We start from the raw sequence: 18,794 nt of genomic DNA on the forward strand, positions 1-18,794 counted from the left end.
GGTTACCTCCCCCTTCCTTGCTCAAGCCATTTCCGGCTTAGCTCCACCCAGGAACCCAGGCTCAGAGCGTTCACCTGGTCCTCGGGCTTAACGGTGTCATCGCCAAGAGACATGCCATGAGGTCCCTTCTCGAACAGATGCAATTCACAAGGCACTTGATATTCATGCAGCTTGCTGGCAAGTCCAAGCAGATCGGTTGGCAGAATCACCGTATCCTCATAGGTTCCCCAGATAAAGGTGCGCGGGGTGTCCCCGCTTACGAGGGGGAGAAGATTAAGTGACTGCTCTTCTTCCTCGGTAAGATTCTCCTTGCCCATCAGGATTTCACGAATATTCGGACCACGGAAATCCGGCATTAGCCCCTTGTCCATCAGCTCAATGAGGAAGGCCGGCGTCTCTGTCGAACGCGGCTCCAAGGTGACCGCAGGATAACCCAGAACCAATTGATTGGGCTTGATTTGTTCCGAAGTCAGCCCGATCTCATCCGTAATGATTGCATTGCGATAGTGAACCCCCAAGCTAAGAGCCAAATTGCCCCCCGCAGAAAAGCCAGCCACGGTTATATCATTCGTATCGACCCGCCATTCATCAGCTCGTGCCCGGATGATAGACATCGCTTGAGCCAACTCGCGTAGAGCGGTTGGGAACGGATTGGCGATTTTCACGGAATAGGTCAGAACAAAAGCATGATAGCCCATTCTGGCGAAGGCCAGTGCCACCGGCTCGCCTTCATTTTGCGAGATAAAGGCATAACCTCCCCCGGGGCAGATTAGAATAGCTGGACGAACCAAGCCTTTCCGGTCATACTCCCCATCCTCTTGCACGTAAGTCGTCAAGGTGGCCGAGGAATGTTCAAACAGCTTTATCGTTTCATGAATCACATGAGTTCCTTCTTTCTATAATCGAGTATCCCATTTTCCGCAGAATGGATCTACAGGACTCTTGCCCTTGAATGCCGACCGCCCTGTCAGCTTGCGAACGAGCAGAGGCAAGGTATAATCATTAACTCCATACGTATTAATAAAGGTTTTGACCCGAGGGACATCCAGCAGATGATATGGATTCTCTGTCGAAATGAAGATCGTCGGGATGGATTGCATATAGATCGGAACGTTCACTCCCATCGGGTTAATCCATTCAATGCGTACGGCGGTCTGGTTCGATTTGGTCGCCAGATTGCACAGGTAGAGGATCAAATCGTAGCGATCCTGCATGTCCTGGAACGAGCCTTGAAGCCCTTCGTAAACGCCGCTGGGCTCGAAGCGCGTCACTTCAAAGCCCTCCGCTTCCAATAATGGAATGAAGGAAGCGGCCAGTCCGCTCGATTTGTTGTAGCCCAGGGCGTTGGCTTCACTCTCGATATCATAGAGCAGAACCCGCTTGAAGCGCTGGCTGGTGATAGGCAATACGCCCTGCTCCTCCTTCACGAGCGTGATGGATCGATCAGCTACCTGCTCTGCGATATTCAGATGGCGCTCATGTCTTAGTGTGTTCTCCGCCGTTTCCGGCGAGGGGAAATTGCTAGACTTATGCAGAGCTAGAGAGGCCTTCAACCCGAGAATACGCAGCACCGCTTCATCCAACCTTTTTGCTGACAGCAGGCCATTCTCCAGCCCTTGCTTCATGAAGGCAACGTCTTCGGCCAGATTCTTGGTGAACAGGAACATGTCGCACCCGTTCTCGATCGAACGCGGAACCAATTCATTTCTCGGCATCGGGATATTCATCCCCGCCATGGTAGTGGCATCGGTCAAGATCAAGCCATTGAAGCCAAGCTGTTCCCGAAGCAAACCAAAGAGCAGCTCTTTGGCCAGCGAAGCCGGCAATATTTCCTCGTCCTTCAGCGACGGATCAAGCTTCTTGGAGTATTCAGGCAACGCGATATGCCCGATCATGACCGTCTTGGCCCCCTCGTCAATCAAATGACGATAGATGCTGCCGAAGCTGCGGTCCCATTCCTCTGTGGTCAATGTATTGACGGAGGTCACAAGATGCTGATCCCGTTCGTCTATACCATCTCCGGGAAAATGCTTGATCGAGGTCGCCATGCCCTGCTCTTGCGCTCCCTGGACATAGGCAGCGCCCATGGTTTTTACCCGCTCCGGGTCGCTCCCAAAGGTTCGGGTATTGGTAATCGGATTGCGGAAGTTATAATCCACGTCGACCACAGGGGCAAACGCATAATTAGCGCCAACGCTCTTGCCTTCCAGGGCACAGATTTTGCCTAGCTCGTAAGCCATCTCGGGATCATCGGTGGCGGCAATGGTCATATTGGAACCAATCTTCGTCCCATCCTTGGTGATGCCCTGGCCCCCGGCTTCCAAATTGGCAGCAATCAGCAGCGGAATTCTGGCGGCCGATTGCAAGGTAGAGACGGTGGCCATCACGCTTTCCTTGTCCATTGAACGGCACATCAGCCCTCCTATACCAAGCTCTCCCGCCAGCCGGGTCAGGAATGGCTCGTCCTGCTTATATCCAACCATGAAGAACAACTGCCCGATCTTCTCATCGGTTGTCAATCCCTCGAAGGTAGATGTCACCCATTGCAGATCTTCTTCTTCTAAATTGAACGGCTTTTGCCGTAGCAAATTGATGTTCATCCGCTTATCTCTCTCCTCTCCTGATGCTCGCTTTTCTCTATGCGCTCGCTTTTCTCCCTGCCTTGGCACGGTTAAGATAGGAGCGGATGCGCTCCTGATTGGTCGTATAGGCCATGAAGACCACAATGAACACCCCGATGACCACGGTTTGCAGGGAACTGTTAATGCCCATGACCACCATCCCGTAGGACAGGGAGTTCATCCCCAGCGCCCCTGCAAAAATGCCCAGCGGCAAGTTCGTAAATTGCGCAAGGTACAGCCCCATCAATACCGGAGCCATGGAAGAGAACATCAAGGCGGTGGAGCTAAGATTCCCGGCTGGTGATACCAGTACAGTGGAGGCGTTAATAACGGCAGAGATGCCAAGGAGCGCCCCTACGACCAGGTAGGTCAGCAAAATATTCCTCTTCTCCTTCACGCCCATGTTGACCGCAAGTCTCGGATTGGCGGACAACGATCTTGTATCATAGCCAAATTTGGTGTGACCCAGAAGGTAATAGAACAACACCATGACTACGGCCAACAGGATATAAATCCAGGGCGACCTTGCGAAGATCGTCAGGTTAGCATGCATAAATAGCTGGGTACCTGAACCTCCATAGACGACACCGGATATCGCCTCATACATCATCACCACGCCAAGCGAGACAATGATCGTAGGCACCCGAATCCAGACATACAGGAGCCCTTCAAATAAACTCAGCACAATGGCAACCGCGATAGTAATGATGAGCAACATGACTGGGCCGAGCCCCAGATCAATCGTTATATTGCTCCCAATGATGCCGGCGAGCATGATGATGATTCCTGGTGCAAAGTCCCATCTTCCGCCGGATAAAGGCAACGCAATGGCATAAGCCGTAATCGTCGTCAGCACGCTGCCCCGTACAATCCGGTCGAAGGCTCCGAAGGATACGTACCCTGTTTTGCTCATGAGAAGCGTTATAACCAGAAAGCTGAGATACACAGCAATTGGAAACATGAAGGTCTTTAGCAGGTTAACTGCGTATTTCCACATTGAGGCTTGCATAGTTTCACTCCATTATCCGCTTGCCCGTCAAACTTCTTTCCCAAAGCAAGCATGGTTTAATTTCTGGCCGCCTTAATCTCGGCAAGTGTACGATTCGTCAGCTCCTGCAACGATTCCCATGTGGCTGCATCGTTATACGTCAGCATAACGCTCTTCAATTCCTCTGCCGTCACAGGACCTTGGGATTGATCTTCCGGAATAACGTAATTTTTGAAATCTTGTACCTCTTCAATGGAAGTCATCGTGACATAGCTGATATAGCCATTGGCCTTCCAATCCGAATACGTCTTGCCATTCAGCCGATCATAGAGCTGGGCGAAGGAGTTCGCGACAAGCTGACCATAGTTGTTTGTTCCGGCCATCAGCACCTTGCCGCTGGCAAAGCCATCTTCCGCGCTATCGTTATAACCAAGCGCCAGCAAAGGAATGTCCGGCTTCGTGCTGTTGAGGATGGCTGGATACACATAATCCATACCGGAACCCAAACCTACAATGGCATCCACCTCGGGATGATCGGAGATCACCTTGGTCACGGCATCGGCCGCATTTTCCGGAGCAAAGGAATGGAATTCTGTCGGATACACGGTCACTTCTCCTTGCGTATCCAGTTCATTCATCTTATCCGTGAAGCCCTTGATAATAGCCGGAGCATCAACAAAGGCAAACTCCAGGAATGACGTCATCCCAATATGCTTCGCCCCAGCTGCATAAGCTTGTTCCGCATATTTGGCTCCCAGTTCCTCAGGATTCTCGCCAAATTGCTTGATGCCGCCTACAAAATAGTCACTCGTTACATTCTCGTCCACTTCACCCAGTGCAACCGCATAATAGACACCGGCTTCTTCCGTCAGGCTGACGCTTTGCTCCAGTGCGGTATCATAACCACTAATGATGGCATCCACGCCGGAGGCCAGCAGGTTCTCCAGACCGCTGATATGTCCTTCTTCACTAGGTCCTACCGTAGCAAAGTTGAATTTCACATTAAAATTCTTCTCCAGATACGAGCAATAGGCTTTAATTTGTTGTCCTTGAATATCGGTATAATTGTAAAGCATGACTCCTATGGTATAATTGTCTTTCGCCTTGCCGCCTTCATTGCCGTTTGCACTGTTGCCGTTCCCGCCACAACCGGACAGAACTACACTGAACAGAAGCATCAACGCTGCCAAAGAGAAGATCCACTGTTTTCTTTTCATTTGAATGTACCCCTTTTCTGATCTATTATTGTTGTTTATCTCGGCATAACCTCAGTGGCCGGTCTCCGCAGCAGCAGGAACACGACAACGAGGAAAATCATACCCTTCACCAGCGATACTACCTCAGGCGGAACGCCCACCATCACCAGACCATTGTTCAACAATACCAAGGTAATGCTTCCCACAAAGGCCGAGCTCATTCTGGAACGGCTACCCCCGTTGAGCGCCATGCCGCCCAGAATCAGCGCGACGATAACGTCCATCTCCAGTCCCATCCCGGTGTTCTCACTAATAACCGCCGAGCGGGACAAGGAAAGAATCGAAGCGAACCCCACCAGGATACCCGCCAGCAGATAGGCAATAACCTTGGTCCTATTCACTCGTACACCACTCTGTGATGCGGCCAGCGGATTGTCGCCAATCGCTTTGTTTTGCTTGCCCATCTTCGTCAGATGGAACAATACATAACCAACCACACCCACCAGCACGATGATGGTTACGATCAGGGGCATATTCCTCCCTAGCTCCCTTAATGGCTTGACATCCACCAGAGCAATCTTGGTCACCGAGGTTGACACCTGGTAGGTGACGATCCCTCGGGATACAATCATGATCGCTAGTGAGGCAATGGCGGCCATGAGGCCAAACTGGTTGGCAATCAGCACGTTAATCATATAACAGAGGACCGATATGAATACGGCCACCAGAATGCCTAGCACAAGCGGGGCTCCTGCATTCATCGTGTAAATAGCCGCCATGGAGCTTAGCGCCAACACCGCCCCTACCGAAATATCCATCCCGCCATGGGAGAAAATAAAGATCATCCCCACGGTGATCGTAAATAAAATGACGAGCTGCTTGAGTATCGTTCGAACGTTGAACTCAGATAACAGCGCTCCGTCTGTCATGAGCGTGAACACAAGCAATACGAGCACCAGCCCGGCATACTGGATCAGCGTATGTTGATGCTTTTTGAAAAATAGTTTCATCGTTGTTTCTCACCGCCTTGCCTAAATCATGTAGTCGATTAGCATAGATTCACTTAATTGCTCATCCCGCCGGAATTCCTTATTAATTCTTCCATCCTTCATCATCAGAATCCGGTCGCTCATCCCGATTAATTCGGGGAGTTCCTCCGAGATGATCAAGATGGCATAGCCTTGCTGCTTCAGCGAGTAGAGCAGTTGATACATCGTGGTCTTCACCCCAACGTCAACACCGCGAGTTGGACTATCGAGGATCAGAATTTTGGAATCGTTGCCGATCCATTTGCCAAAAGACACCTTTTGTTTGTTGCCCCCCGACAATTCCCCTACGCGCTGATTCATCCCGCTGGCCTTGATATTCAATCCCTCGATCTGCTTACGAGCAAATCTCTTCTCTGCTCCGGGCAAGACCAGTCCGAATTGAGTCAGCTTCCCGAGGGCCGACAATACAAGGTTTTCTTTGATTGAGGCTTCCATAATTAAAGTCTCGCGATCCCGGTCCTTGGACACATATCCGACTTGATTCGCGATCGCATTCTGGACATTTTTTATCTTGGTGGGATGTAGTTCTCCCCGCCCTTGCTGCCTATGCCCGTATACGATAACTTCACCCTGCTGTGGCTTCAACTCACCGAAAATGACCTTCCCTACCTCATGCATACCGCTGCCTGACAATCCACCAATTCCGAGGATTTCTCCTTGGTACAGATCAAAACCAATATCGTGAAGTGTATTCGTATGAACGCCCTTCACTTGAATCATGGCCTGATCACCACGCGAAGCCACATCATCGCTTCTATAGTAGTTGCCTTCGATCACTCTGCCGACCATGGATTGCTTGATATGATTCTCTTCAAAATCCGCGCGGTCAATCGTCGTGATTAAATCACCGTCTCGCATGATAGTCAGCGCATCGCAGACCTCCATCAGTTCGGGAAGATCATGGGAGATAAATAAGACTGCTTTATTCAGATCACGCAGCTTGTGCATCAACCGGTGAATCAGAAGTCTTCCGTCGTGCGACAATGCGGTGGTCGTCTCGTCCACAATGAACAATTCCGGCTCGTGATACAACGCTCTCGCGATTTCAATCAGCTTCCGCTGTTCGAAATTCAAGGTGAAGGTCGGCTGTGATACGTCTACCGGACCGAACTCAACAAGCTCCAGCGCCTTCTCTGCCTCCTCAAGCATCCGCTTGCGATCAACAAAACCGCCCCGCAGGAATCGCTTCTCATCTCCCAAAAAGATATTCTCCGCAATGGACAAAGGACCGATGGTTCCGGTCTCCTGTACAATCATGGAGATTTTTCTGGCCCGGGCATCCAGCGGGTTCTTGGGAATATAAGGCTCACCTTCGACATAGATGTCCCCATCCGTCTTCGGCAGCAAGCCGCTGATCATGGCGGAGATCGTTGATTTACCGGAACCATTCTCGCCGATTAGTCCGCGAATCTCCCCGCGATAAATCTTCATGCTCACCTGATTCACGGCCAAAACCTCATTAAATCTCTTCACGATATTTCTGGTTTCTAAAAAAACGGGTTTGTCCATGTCAACCTTCCTTCAATCTTGATATCGCTTTCTTCCCGTGGCCCAAGTGTAACATGATTGAGAATGAGCTATAACTGCTTCTTTTATCTTCATTAGGGCAATAATTTAACCAATCAGAATCGCCAAATCCTAGAAATGCTTACACAAAGTTAAAAATCCTCCCCTTATGAGAGCCAGAGACAACAAAAAAGCACACTTTCTGCTGAAAGCGTCCCGATTCTACTTTCCAAGGGGTCCTATATCCTGAGAAACCAAATATCTTAGCATAGGAGAGATTAAATATTAACTATACTTTTTATCATGTATAGAGCAAAAATTTAACCTAAATGCTCATTTTCCAACATTTCACTCTTTAGTATTGTGGATTGCATTAATATTTAGTACACTCTGGAAAAAGCATGGAATTAACAAACCAACCATCAAGGAGTGCTTGAGCTTGGAATTTCGCCACGAGATTATTAACTTCCCGAAAAAGCTTCCCATCAAGTTTTTCCTGCACCGGATCGGCAATGTTAGCCGACATTGGCATCAGTCCTTAGAGCTTATTGTAACCATGAAGGGACAGGTCGATATCAATGTCAATAATGTCTCCTATCAGCTAGGCGCAGGAGATCTGATTCTCATTAATTCCAACGAGGTGCATGAGCTGCATTCAGAGGACGCGACCATGGTTGCCTTGCAAATCAAGCTTGAGCTGCTTAAGGAAGTGGTCGTGGATCTCAAAAAGATGTACTTCGACTGCAATACAGCCAAGACGAACCAACCCGAGATGTTCAGGAACATCAAGCGGATCGTCGCTCAAATCCTCCAGCATAACATCAATGCTTCAGAGTTTATTGATCTCAAGAATGCTTCCCTCGTCTATGAACTGATCTACGAGCTATGCACCCATTTCAGCAGCGAGGAACAGGGAGGCAACCGCCAGCCCAAGGAAGCCCTGGATCGGCTGCGCAGGATTCTGGATTATGTGAACAGTCATTACAATGAACCGTTGTCCCTGCAAGAGGTGGCAAAGCAAGAGTTCCTGTCCGTTCCTTATCTGTCCAAATATTTCAAGAAGAAGCTCGGTTTATCTTTCAGTGAATACTTGAAGGATCTGCGCCTGCATTATGCGGTGAACGATTTGTTAAATGAATCGCTGACGATCGACAAAATTGCCGCCAAGAACGGCTTTCCCAATGTGCGTTCCTTCGTAACGGCCTTCAGCGAGAAATACGGGGAGCTCCCAAGCATATGGCGCAAGAAGCATGCGGAAGAAGTATCGGGGAGCATCGAGACGACCAAGGAGAAGTCCGTCAATTATTATCAGGACGAGCCCCACTCCTATCATGAGGAAATCTCCCTGTTCATCGAGAATAATTTGGGCGAGCCTTTGACTGCAGCACCGCCACAGACCTATTTGCAGCAGTTCTCCACCATATGCCAGGTGGATGTGAACGAGCCGACCGTACAGTTGAAGCACCACTTCAAGAACTTCATCGGCGTGAGCCGGGTGAAGGAAGTGCTGTATGCCGATGTCCAGGAAGCCTTGCGTACGGCTCAGCAGGAAATCGGCTTCAATTACATCAAGATGCATGGGCTATTAGATGATGATCTGATGGTGTATGGCGAGGATTCCGAGGGGAAGGCCATCTATAATTTCCGGCTCATCGACAAGGCGTTCGATTTTCTGCTGTCCGTTGGCCTGAAGCCACTGGTACAGTTTTCATTCATGCCCGGCAAGCTGGCCAGCGATTTGTCCAAAACCGTCTTCTATTCCAACATGAACACTAGCCCGCCCAGGGATACGGGCAAGTGGAACCGGCTAGTCGAGGCATTGACGCGGCACTTAATCGGACGATATGGCATCAGTGAGGTGCGAAGCTGGATGTTCTGCGTATGGAACGAGCCCAGCTCGTCCAATCTGCTATTTGGCTTCAAGCAGGACGAGACGTTCTTCTCCCTCTACAGGAATACCTACGACACGGTGAAGAGCATCGACCCGCTGCTAGCCTTCGGCGGACCAGCCGCGTTCTCGACCTACAACAAGAGCGAGGATTGGCTATTCTCTTTCCTGGCCTTCAGCCGGGATCATGCCTGTCTGCCTGACTTTATCACCGTTCATTATTACGATATCGACCTCGTGCCGCAGAACAACCATCTCAGCATGGACAAGCAGCTTAACCTTAGTCCGGTAACCGATTCCTTCCGGCAATTCATCGATCGGCTTCAGGAGCGGCTTCTCGAAGAGAGCTTGTCTGATCTGCCGGTATATATGACGGAGTGGAACTCCACGGTATCTCACAAGGACTTGATGAGCGATACCTGCTTCAAATCGTCCTATGTGATCAAGAATATTACCGAGAACTATGACCGCCTGGACTCCTTTGGCTACTGGCTCCTGACCGACATGCATGAAGAGAATCGGTTGCCGCAGCAATTGTTCCATGGCGGGCTGGGTTTATTTACGTATAACAACATTAAGAAGCCGGCCTATCATGCCTTCTGCTTCTTGAATCGGCTTGGGGATGAGCTGGTAGATCGGGGAGAAGGCTATTTCATTACCCGGAAAGGAATGAATTACCAAATCCTGCTGCATAACTACCATCATTATGATGACATTTATGCCAATGGCATCTCAATCAGCATTTCGCACAAGGAGCGTTATTCCCATTTTCCCAACAAAACCAAACGCGAGCTCCGGCTGGAGCTTGCCCCCTTGGCCGGACATTACGAGATCAAGCATTCTATCGTGAACCGCAGCTACGGCAGCGCTTATGATAACGCCTTGAATCTGGGCCAGGCCGCCGATTGGTCCGCTAGCGATATAGATTACTTGCGCCAAATATCCATTCCCAGGATCGAAAAGGAGCTGCGCTTCACCAGCGACATATTAACGATCCACACGGTGCTGGAGCCTTTCGAAATCCGCTTGATCGAAATTTCCGAAATTCATGAGGGGGAGACCATCCATGTTTAAATGGTTTAGAAATCAGAAAGTAATCGTCAAGTTCATCGCCTTATCTACTGTGATTCTGGTGGCTGCTTTTACTATTCTGATAAGCTGGAACTTGACGATGCTAAAAAAGGTGAGTATGGACCTCGGTATGCTGGAAGCACAAAATACAGGACAAAATTTCGCGGATAATCATACCAAGATTGTGCAAAACACTGTGGCCTCACTGGCATCCTTACGGTCCAGTTTTCTCGATGAGGTATCCCAAGGGAACCCTGATCGTCAGCGCATGGTTCGTCTTCTTGGAAGTCTGCTGAACGATAACAACTCCGTCAGTTCTATATTTACGGTTTGGGAGCCGAATGCTTACGGCAAGGATCTGGACTATACCGCTGACCCGCTGTATGCCGTGAATGCTGGCCGGATGGCAACCCTCGCCATTCGGTTCGATGATGGGCAGATCATGCCTGTCCCCTTCGGCGGTCTGGATACCTTTACTGCCTATGAGCAAGCCAAATCAGAGAAGCGAGCCATCGTCATGGAGCCTTATAATGCTTCCACCGAGGATGGCAATTCCGAACTGCTCACGATGATTGTATTGCCGGTTCTGGATCAGGACGGGCAATTTCTTGGCATAATCGGGGGCGCCTTCCTTCTCGATACATTTCAGCAATCGGCAGAGCAAGAGCATCCGCTTGGCGGCAATGTCTCCTTGCTGTCCCAAGGGGGTCTATACATAGCCAATGGAGAGAATGCAGAAGATGCCGGGAATTCCTTTCTCTCTTCCGAACATAACCATCAGGTATTCGAAAAGGTACAGCAGGGACAATTGGTCCATCGAAGTATAGATGCCGGCGGCGCAGCCATCATTCGGGCATTTAAGCCCATCCCTATAATCGATGACGAGGTATGGTACGTGCAGACGGCAATTCCTGAATCTGAAATTTTAAAAGCCTACACCACTAACCGGAATGAATCTGTGGTAATCGGGATTGTGGCTCTGCTACTGCTGGGAGCGGGCTTTTGGCTGCTGGCCCGGATCATCGTCATCAGTAATATTCAGCGAATGGTTCATGCCTTGCAGGGTATGGCTAAGGGAGATTTGACCCAAACCGTGGATATCCGGGCCAAAGATGAATTTGGCCAGATGGCGGTTCATCTGAACGAGGCCTCCACTAACCTGCGGCACATGCTGAAGCAAACCTCGGAAATTGCCCTCACCGTGAGCGCGACCTCCGAGCAATTGACTTCCAGCGCAGAGCAGACCGCGCTGGCCGCCCAGACGATATCCGCATCCATGGAGATGGCGGCAGAAGGAATGCAGGAGCAGCATAACGAGGCCTCCCAGGCCGCCAGCATGATGCGGGAGATGACGGAAAGCGTCGGGCGGGTCTCCACCTCAGCCGAAGCCGTATCGGCATCCGCCAAGGATGTTATCAGGCAGACCGAGCACGGCAATCAGGTTGTACAACGAGCCGTTGGAGAGATGAACATGATCTCCTCTTCTATGGGAGCCTCCAATGAAGCCATGAAGCGGCTCGGGATGCGCTCCGGCGAGATAGAATCCCTGGTGGGATTGATCTCCGGCATTTCCAACCAGACTAAAATTCTTGCTCTGAATGCCTCCGTCGAGGCGGCCCGTGCCGGGGAGCAAGGCCGAGGCTTCGCCGTAGTCGCTGCGGAAATTCGCAAATTGGCAGAGCAGACGAAGGATGCCGTCGACCAGGTGCAAGCGGGGATTTCCGAGATCAGTGCCGATACGGAGCAGGCAGAGCAATTGATCGACAGTACCGCCTTTGAGGTTGAGAAGGGACTTGTCAGCGTCACAGAAAGCGGGCAGCTATTCTCTTCAATCATGGAAGAGATGAAGCTCGTAGGTATTCGTGCTCAGGAGGTTTCGTCCGAGGTTCATGACATGTCAGCAGGTACCATCCGCGTAGCAGAAGCCGTTAAGCTGGTGTCCGGCATTACAGAGAAATCAACATCTCAAACGGCGCAAGCAGCTGCCGCCTCCGAGCAGCAGCTATCCACGATGCAAGAAATCTCGGCAGCTGCGGCTCATCTCAGCACGCTTGTTCAAGAGCTAACGGATAAGATGGCTCTTTTCAAAGTATAGAACAATAGCCAAGCCAAAATCCAAAGCGCTTGTTGGAAATCTCGAGAAAGCAGACGGCATTACCGCGGCTTTTGTCACGTTTTTAGTCGTTGCGGAGCTGTTCTACAATGTAATAGTTGAGACTCTTTTTTTACCGCAGTGGGTCCCGTCTTCAAATGGTAATAGAAAAGGCAGGAAGAGGTACGCCCGGTTCATCACCGCATTCATGCGGCCGTGCGTGTCATTCCCGCCTTTTTCTATGGTTACATGCTAACACGGATAAACTGTCAAAAGGCGCTTAACTTGAGGTCAGGTCGTGTTCGCTTTAGGTTTAAAATTAGTTCTCAATCCAGCTTTCATCCCAAATGATATAACCTACGCCTACATTATTTGTGCTCTCAGACTCGAATTCGACTATGAACTCTGTCTCTCCATTAGGTACTGCAATCTCTTTGCTTTCTACTGCTCCGTCTTCGATCTGACCAGATGCTAAAGATTCCCCGTCCTTATTTTTAATTATGTATGTTGCTATTAATTTTATATCCTCATTTGATTTATAGCCTAGGAGTATTCCCATTTTCTTTGTTTCCTCTTTTACTTTAAAACCGAACCTATTATGATTAAACATTTACTTTTATTACCATAAAAGCTTCTTGTACTGGGTTTCACCAAACATAAGGTCGGGCTTGTTTCGAGTTATTCCACCGACGTCAAAGTATGAAATAAGGGGAAATACATTGTTTCCAATGATTCCCATAATATCCAACAGTATCAAGAGCGCATTTATATATAATAAGAATATCTTCCCGCATCACATCTGTAAGATGAATGCACCAGTGATGCTACCAATCAACCGCAACAACAAAAGCCCCTGCGCTACGTCGTTTTTACGCCCAGAGTCTAACCACTTGTCTGAAGGAAGCGATATGAGTCGATGGGTTTTTACCCCATGTCGCAACAGTGTAAGCCAGGTACCATACAAAACGCTTGTAGGCTTCCGAAAAGCTGATCGTCCGACCGGCCCTGCTTGTCCCATAGCAGAGTTCGATTCCCATTGCTGCGTCGTCATAACATTGCGAATGACATGGTGGGCCCTTTCTACCGGATCTGTGCCGCTACCTGTAGGAATGATCTTCACGGTTTGGATCTCGTGCTCTTGCATTACATTATCACCGCCTCCCAATCAGAACCACCCGTCCAACGGGTGGTTTGCTGTTGGGGTATAACCCCCTGTTGCCAAACTGCGCCTAAAGACGCTAGCCTGACAATAAAATTGTTCAGGCCCAGTGTAATTTGTCACCTTCACTTACCTGTTAAACTGGTTTACTTCTTCTTGCCACCGTTGCTGCTGAACGGATCTTCATATTCTTTTACACTCAGCTTATCCATTGCTTGATCGTGTGCTTCTTGTTCACGAATATACTTTGCTGCGGTAGCTTCATTCAATCCCACTGTACTCACATAATATCCCTCCACCCAAAATTTTCGGTTCCTGTATTTATACTTTAATTGGGCATGCTTCTCAAAGATCATGAGTGAACTTTTCCCCTTCAGATATCCCATGAAAGATGACACGGATATCTTTCATGGGATGGCTACCAACATGTGTACATGATCCGGCATCATATGGCCTTCTAGAATCTCCACGCCTTTATACTTACATAGACGTTTGATAATTTCGATCAAGTCTTTCCTCACTTGATTATAGATTTCTTCCCGTCTATACTTCGGGGTGAACACAATATGGTATTTGCACATCCACTTTGTGTGAGCAAGACTATAGTTCTTGTTTGCCAACTAAGCCCATTCCTTTCACCCCGCCTGAACATCTCAATTTTATCGGGATGGTCTTGTTGGTCAAACCCTCGATCCTTCCACCCGCATAGCGGGTGGTTTTCTGTTTCGCACGCTTCGCGTACTCAACTGGCTAAAGCCTAAACAAAAAAGAAGCGCGTATACGCGCCTCCCAACCTTATGTGTCATTAATCCTCAAAGGATTTACTTAAGTGCTTTTGAATTTTCGTAATCTCATCTGGAAGCTGATAGACGTAATCAAGAATAACTTGTGTAAATTTAATCATTGAATCAATTATCTCTTTGGAAAATTGTTCGTCTGCAGTACCGTGAGCTGCCTCGTTCCCCAACTTTCTAAGTACTGTGGCCATATTACTTAGAATTGGAGGCAATACCCCTTTGTTTGAAAGGTCTGACAATTGAGAGTACAAGTTGTCACCTGTAGCATTCTTATCTTTACACATTAATTCGAGAGTTCTCCGTATACCTATCGCACAAAGGACACCCTCAATATTTTTGACACTTAACGCAGCTTCAAATGCTCATCGTACAACATTTGGTACTCCATTGCCATAAATCGAAATACCGGGGTATAATATTGTCTCAGTTGCTTCCATAGAAAAGTCCTCTGGATCTATGTTTTCGGTGTTCTTGGATGTCTTAACAAGAGTGACATTATCACAAACAGGACACAAGTATAAGTCCCCCTCAGTATAAAAAGTTATCTCAGTAAGGGCATTAAGCATAAGATGAAATTTATCAGTAACACTTCGATCATAGTGGGCAATCCTGTTCATTTGCGTCTTATTTCCGCAATGATGACAATTAAGCACACATTGATCACCATTATTATTCAATTTCATCACCAATAATCACCCCACCCATTCATAACAGAACTCGCCCTTGGTTATATTTAATTAACGCAAGTAGTTTTTATAGATGGTTACCGCTTGTGTTGAGTTGGTTTTGTAAAGATTTCACGTCAAGTGCTTGCCACAGACTTAGAATGGCACCATCTAGCTTTCCTCTTTGTTACTGATGTAAATAAAGTGCATACTAAAAATAGACAAAAATGCCTTGGACATGTAATCCTCATATGAATAAATTTCTTTCCTTAATTTCATCGAACTATTTCTATAGACCAATAATTAATATTTTTTGAATAGGTAATTAGCCCCATTTACAAAATTACCCAAAAAAGATACGTTAATGTTATTACTTGGAAATTAAGTGCTAAAATTTCCTGGAGGTGGCTAATTTTGAAAAAAACCATTGCTAAACTGCTTACAATTCCTCTATTCGTTGTTAGTTTGATGAGTAGTAGTACGTCAGCTTTTGCTGTTCCTGAAAAGACAAGTAGTTATGATCCTATGACTGAATCTAGTACGGTTACCTTTGATTACATCAGAGAAAAAGCTCTTAAAGAAGGCTTGGCAATAGATATAAATAAATACGAGGCAGAATTGGGTAAAACATTGGCATTGAAATCAACTCAAAGCAACCAACAAAATCTTAGCTTCTTACTTGATGATTATATTGTTTATAGTGAGACAGAATATCCTGATAGTCATTCACAAATTGGTATTTCTGCAGTATCTGGTGATACAAGAATTATTACTGAGTATGCCTACGGTGCTCAGACTGAGTATAAAAACACGCGTGGTGATCTCGCAGTTTTAGCGAACAAGGTGTTTGAATTTGGAGCTGGTCTAACACATCCATATGTGGGTGCTTTTATGTCAATTCTCGGATTTTTTATCAACGAAAGCGAATACGAATCATACAATAGTACTATAACTCGTTCGCTTCATGATTACGTAATAATTAACAAGAAGGTCGAAGTCTATAGAAATAATATTTGGGAACCAATGGCTACTTCACAAAAGAAAAATACTCACGCTCAGTTAAATACGGTTTATTACAAAGGCAATGTTCGTTACACACCATCAAATTTAGATATTGGTCAAATATCAGGTCAAGCAGGGAACTTTTTTTATGATGAAGATAGACTGAGATCGTTAGCAAAAAATACCCTCTACCCACTCTTTTATTCGTATAGCGGTGGGACTGTTGTTAATGTAACACCATATTTTCCATTCTAAAATTTTCTTGGAGATGGCTTTGAGGTGACTCGAAGCCATCTCTTAAAGAAGGAAGGCGAAGTTGAATGAAACTCAGAAAATTCCATGTTGCGTTGGCTATCATTTTTTTGTCCCTTTTGCTTTTAAGTTGTACTGATTCCAAGAAAGAGATTGATATCAGCAATTCAGCATATCTGTATGGGAACGAAGTAAAAGAAACTTCTGAGATAAAAATGAAAGGTGAGTATGACACAAAAAAGCACAGTTTCATTGGATCTCTTTCTATTGGAAATGGAATTACCTTTGATAATATAACGTTTTCATCCGGATCAGGATTAATAAGCTACAACAAAGCAACAAGAGCTTATCTTGGACAAATTTTTTTTGATCATAATAGTCTTGAATTGACTATTGAAATAACGGATAAGGATCTTTATCAAAAACTAACTCACTCAATTAACGATGGTGAGAAAAAAATCACTATTACTTCCCCTGCTACAAATATTGAAGATGCAAAAAGGATTAATTCAGAACTAAAGAACAAAGAGCTTCCATTTGAGAAGTAAACCCATGTCCTCTATTTTCTCTCATTGATTATTAGCTAGTTTGTTCCTCTGGTCCCAAATCCATAGCCCCTGCTGCCCCTTAGCTGGAGTCGAGGCTGGTAGCATCGAATATTATCCAATTTCCAGGTAATATGACCTTCTTCGAAAATTCCAAAAACGCTTTTCTGGCTTGCGGATAAATTCAGCCTTGTCAAAGTCATATTGGTCATTCGGACATCTGATGATGTGTATACCGTTATCGATAGTGTCGTAAATGCAACAACACCTAACGAATTGCTTTACTACTCTGCAGGGAAGTCTTCAGGCAATAACAATCCATGTTTTCTGATTGCATCATATATAGGCGGTTCAATCTAAATTGTTTCACCGTATGAAGGCAATAAGTCCTCTATACATGGAGGATGCATTGATAATGCATATGTTCGGCAATTTCCCGCACTGTCGGCGGGTAACCCTTTCTGCCCACAAACGATTTTATAAAATCAGTACTTCTTCTTGGCGCCGGGTTAATAGTTTAGTCTCGATTCTGCTCCCCTTCTCTCTTGTCATTCATTTCCATCGATACAACTTCTCAAATATATCCAAATCTTTCGTCAAACGAGCAGCCGGGATATCCTTGAGCATATCGGAAGAATCCCGGTAATTAATGAGCCATAACCGTCAATTGTGCTTTAAACAGCATAATTTTTGATTTGTAAAATCCCAAATTGGATAGTCTAGCTATCTTTAAATTGAAGCATTATGAAATTGATTCATATGTATATAATAAGCCCTTTGATATTTCTGCATTTTTTTCATATCTTCTTCTGTAGGCTCTTTGATCTCTTCTTTTTTAAAGGTCACAAAAAGTCGCCCAGGTAGTCACATAATTCCGATTAAACATTTGTGTCCCTCTCATATTTCACTTATAGAGGAGAACGCATTACGTCACGGGTAGGTCGTTCTCCCCAACCTTCAGGCTGAAGTTCTGAAAAATATCGGAAACTCAATTACTGGCGAAAAAGCCCCAAGAGGTAAAAAAGCAATTCTAATTTCAAGACCTGCCCTACAACGTGAAAAACCTAAGCGAGTACAGATCACCATTAATCATCTTCTTTCTGCTTCTCTTCACTTTATATGATATATGTGAAGAGAGGATTTTTATATTGAATTCCAATATTATGAAAGTCACATTTGTCCTACAGATTTTTTTGCGAATTAACGCTTTAAACCATGAATAGAAGAATGTTAGAAGCCTCGCAAAATACAGACAAAAACGCGGCCCCCGAAAACCTCGGGGGCCGCGCCATGCTTGAATCTTTAAATATGCTGGTGAAGGGAATTGAACCCCCGGCCTACGCATTACGAGTGCGTTACATTAGTTATTTATAGGGTTTTATAAGGTGTTAAAAGCCTATAGAATAAGGTTTCTCTTGTAATTAAGTATTTATAGGTAAGTGTTGATATTCATAAGAAGTTAGAAGTTTGGTTAGAAGAATGTTGGAATTTTCGATTCAGTCGAAATAGGAGATTAGTGCAAATAATAAACATCCAGCTGACCTCCGCGTTCAAGATCAGCTGGCTTCACTCTTTTATCGTGCAAATCCCATTTCTAATATATCAGTTGCGATAAACCATTCTCCATCTACCATAAAACGTCGTCCCTCAGTATCCAAACGTTCAATAATGCCCACAACACGTGCATTTTCAAACTCGTCAAACATACGTAAGCTAACTGACTGCCTCGCACGATGCGTTTCAATTAGAAACCTTGAAATTTGCTCTGCAAGCTGATCATCAATATGGGGTCGTATTCGGCGAGAGTTAGATATTTCTCGCTGTCTAAGAGCCTCCGCAAATTCTGGTGTGATCAGTTTTGATTGCCAACGTACATTTCCATCAAGTTTACTCATCGGGACTCACCTCTGCGGTCATTATATACCGAACGTAGGTTCTTATTCAAGTTTTAATATGAATGAAA

General features: G+C 46.5%; 14 protein-coding genes and 2 pseudogenes. 4 read left to right on the forward strand and 12 right to left on the reverse strand.

Features of this window, described 5'->3' with window-relative positions; all coding sequences use genetic code 11:
- Window positions 1-2: 2 nt before the first annotated feature.
- The 6 genes from KQJ23_RS00125 to KQJ23_RS00150 are packed head-to-tail and all read right to left on the reverse strand — an operon-like array spanning window position 3 to window position 7,363.
- Window positions 3-881, reverse strand: coding sequence for an alpha/beta hydrolase (locus tag KQJ23_RS00125; protein ID WP_216476570.1), 879 nt, complete (start codon window positions 879-881; stop codon window positions 3-5).
- Between the two features lie 15 nt (window positions 882-896).
- A complete protein-coding gene (locus tag KQJ23_RS00130; RefSeq protein WP_216476571.1) occupies window positions 897-2,600 on the reverse strand; it encodes a glycoside hydrolase family 3 protein in 1,704 nt (567 codons plus the stop codon).
- A 37-nt stretch (window positions 2,601-2,637) separates the two neighbouring features.
- Window positions 2,638-3,630, reverse strand: a complete 993-nt coding sequence (locus KQJ23_RS00135) for an ABC transporter permease (RefSeq protein WP_216476572.1) — start codon at window positions 3,628-3,630, stop codon at window positions 2,638-2,640.
- 56 nt (window positions 3,631-3,686) lie between these two features.
- Window positions 3,687-4,826 carry a sugar ABC transporter substrate-binding protein gene (locus KQJ23_RS00140; RefSeq protein ID WP_216476573.1) on the reverse strand — a complete coding sequence of 380 codons (1,140 nt, stop codon included), beginning with the start codon at window positions 4,824-4,826 and terminating at the stop codon, window positions 3,687-3,689.
- 35 nt (window positions 4,827-4,861) lie between these two features.
- Window positions 4,862-5,815, reverse strand: a complete 954-nt coding sequence (locus KQJ23_RS00145) for an ABC transporter permease (protein ID WP_216476574.1) — start codon at window positions 5,813-5,815, stop codon at window positions 4,862-4,864.
- A gap of 21 nt (window positions 5,816-5,836) precedes the next feature.
- Complete coding sequence (locus tag KQJ23_RS00150; RefSeq protein ID WP_216476575.1) at window positions 5,837-7,363, reverse strand: sugar ABC transporter ATP-binding protein; 1,527 nt, start codon at window positions 7,361-7,363, stop codon at window positions 5,837-5,839.
- A gap of 436 nt (window positions 7,364-7,799) precedes the next feature.
- Between KQJ23_RS00150 and KQJ23_RS00155 the strand changes: the two genes are divergently transcribed.
- The gene (locus KQJ23_RS00155) at window positions 7,800-10,322 is read left to right on the forward strand and encodes a GH39 family glycosyl hydrolase (RefSeq protein WP_216476576.1); all 2,523 of its coding nucleotides are present in this window, start codon (window positions 7,800-7,802) and stop codon (window positions 10,320-10,322) included.
- Window positions 10,315-12,414, forward strand: coding sequence for a methyl-accepting chemotaxis protein (locus KQJ23_RS00160; protein WP_216476577.1), 2,100 nt, complete (start codon window positions 10,315-10,317; stop codon window positions 12,412-12,414). The genes KQJ23_RS00155 and KQJ23_RS00160 overlap by 8 nt, the downstream gene beginning before the upstream one ends.
- A gap of 316 nt (window positions 12,415-12,730) precedes the next feature.
- On the opposite strand, the gene KQJ23_RS00165 is transcribed toward KQJ23_RS00160, so the two are convergent.
- From KQJ23_RS00165 to KQJ23_RS00180, 4 genes and pseudogenes are all read right to left on the reverse strand, one after another.
- Window positions 12,731-13,021, reverse strand: coding sequence for a hypothetical protein (locus tag KQJ23_RS00165; RefSeq protein ID WP_216476578.1), 291 nt, complete (start codon window positions 13,019-13,021; stop codon window positions 12,731-12,733).
- A gap of 183 nt (window positions 13,022-13,204) precedes the next feature.
- Window positions 13,205-13,555, reverse strand: a complete 351-nt coding sequence (locus KQJ23_RS00170; RefSeq protein WP_216476579.1) for a hypothetical protein — start codon at window positions 13,553-13,555, stop codon at window positions 13,205-13,207.
- A gap of 161 nt (window positions 13,556-13,716) precedes the next feature.
- A pseudogene (gene tnpA / locus KQJ23_RS00175) lies at window positions 13,717-14,190 on the reverse strand (IS200/IS605 family transposase).
- Window positions 14,191-14,375: 185 nt separating this feature from the next.
- A pseudogene (locus KQJ23_RS00180) lies at window positions 14,376-14,708 on the reverse strand (DUF4145 domain-containing protein); the annotation flags it as partial.
- 738 nt (window positions 14,709-15,446) lie between these two features.
- Between KQJ23_RS00180 and KQJ23_RS00185 the strand changes: the two are divergent.
- Both KQJ23_RS00185 and KQJ23_RS00190 read left to right on the forward strand, forming a co-directional pair.
- Window positions 15,447-16,289 carry a hypothetical protein gene (locus KQJ23_RS00185; protein ID WP_216476580.1) on the forward strand — a complete coding sequence of 281 codons (843 nt, stop codon included), beginning with the start codon at window positions 15,447-15,449 and terminating at the stop codon, window positions 16,287-16,289.
- Window positions 16,290-16,354: 65 nt separating this feature from the next.
- Window positions 16,355-16,834 (forward strand): hypothetical protein, encoded by a 480-nt coding sequence (locus KQJ23_RS00190; protein WP_216476581.1) that lies wholly within the window; start codon window positions 16,355-16,357, stop codon window positions 16,832-16,834.
- Between the two features lie 388 nt (window positions 16,835-17,222).
- Here KQJ23_RS00190 and KQJ23_RS24150 read toward each other — a convergent pair whose 3' ends face one another.
- Both KQJ23_RS24150 and KQJ23_RS00200 read right to left on the reverse strand, forming a co-directional pair.
- The gene (locus tag KQJ23_RS24150; protein ID WP_216477031.1) at window positions 17,223-17,345 is read right to left on the reverse strand and encodes a LexA family protein; all 123 of its coding nucleotides are present in this window, start codon (window positions 17,343-17,345) and stop codon (window positions 17,223-17,225) included.
- 1,060 nt (window positions 17,346-18,405) lie between these two features.
- The gene (locus tag KQJ23_RS00200) at window positions 18,406-18,726 is read right to left on the reverse strand and encodes a YolD-like family protein (RefSeq protein ID WP_216476582.1); all 321 of its coding nucleotides are present in this window, start codon (window positions 18,724-18,726) and stop codon (window positions 18,406-18,408) included.
- Between the last annotated feature and the right edge of the window lie 68 nt (window positions 18,727-18,794).

It is taken from the genome of Paenibacillus brevis, from assembly GCF_018919145.1.
GTDB classification, from domain to species: domain Bacteria; phylum Bacillota; class Bacilli; order Paenibacillales; family Paenibacillaceae; genus Fontibacillus; species Fontibacillus brevis.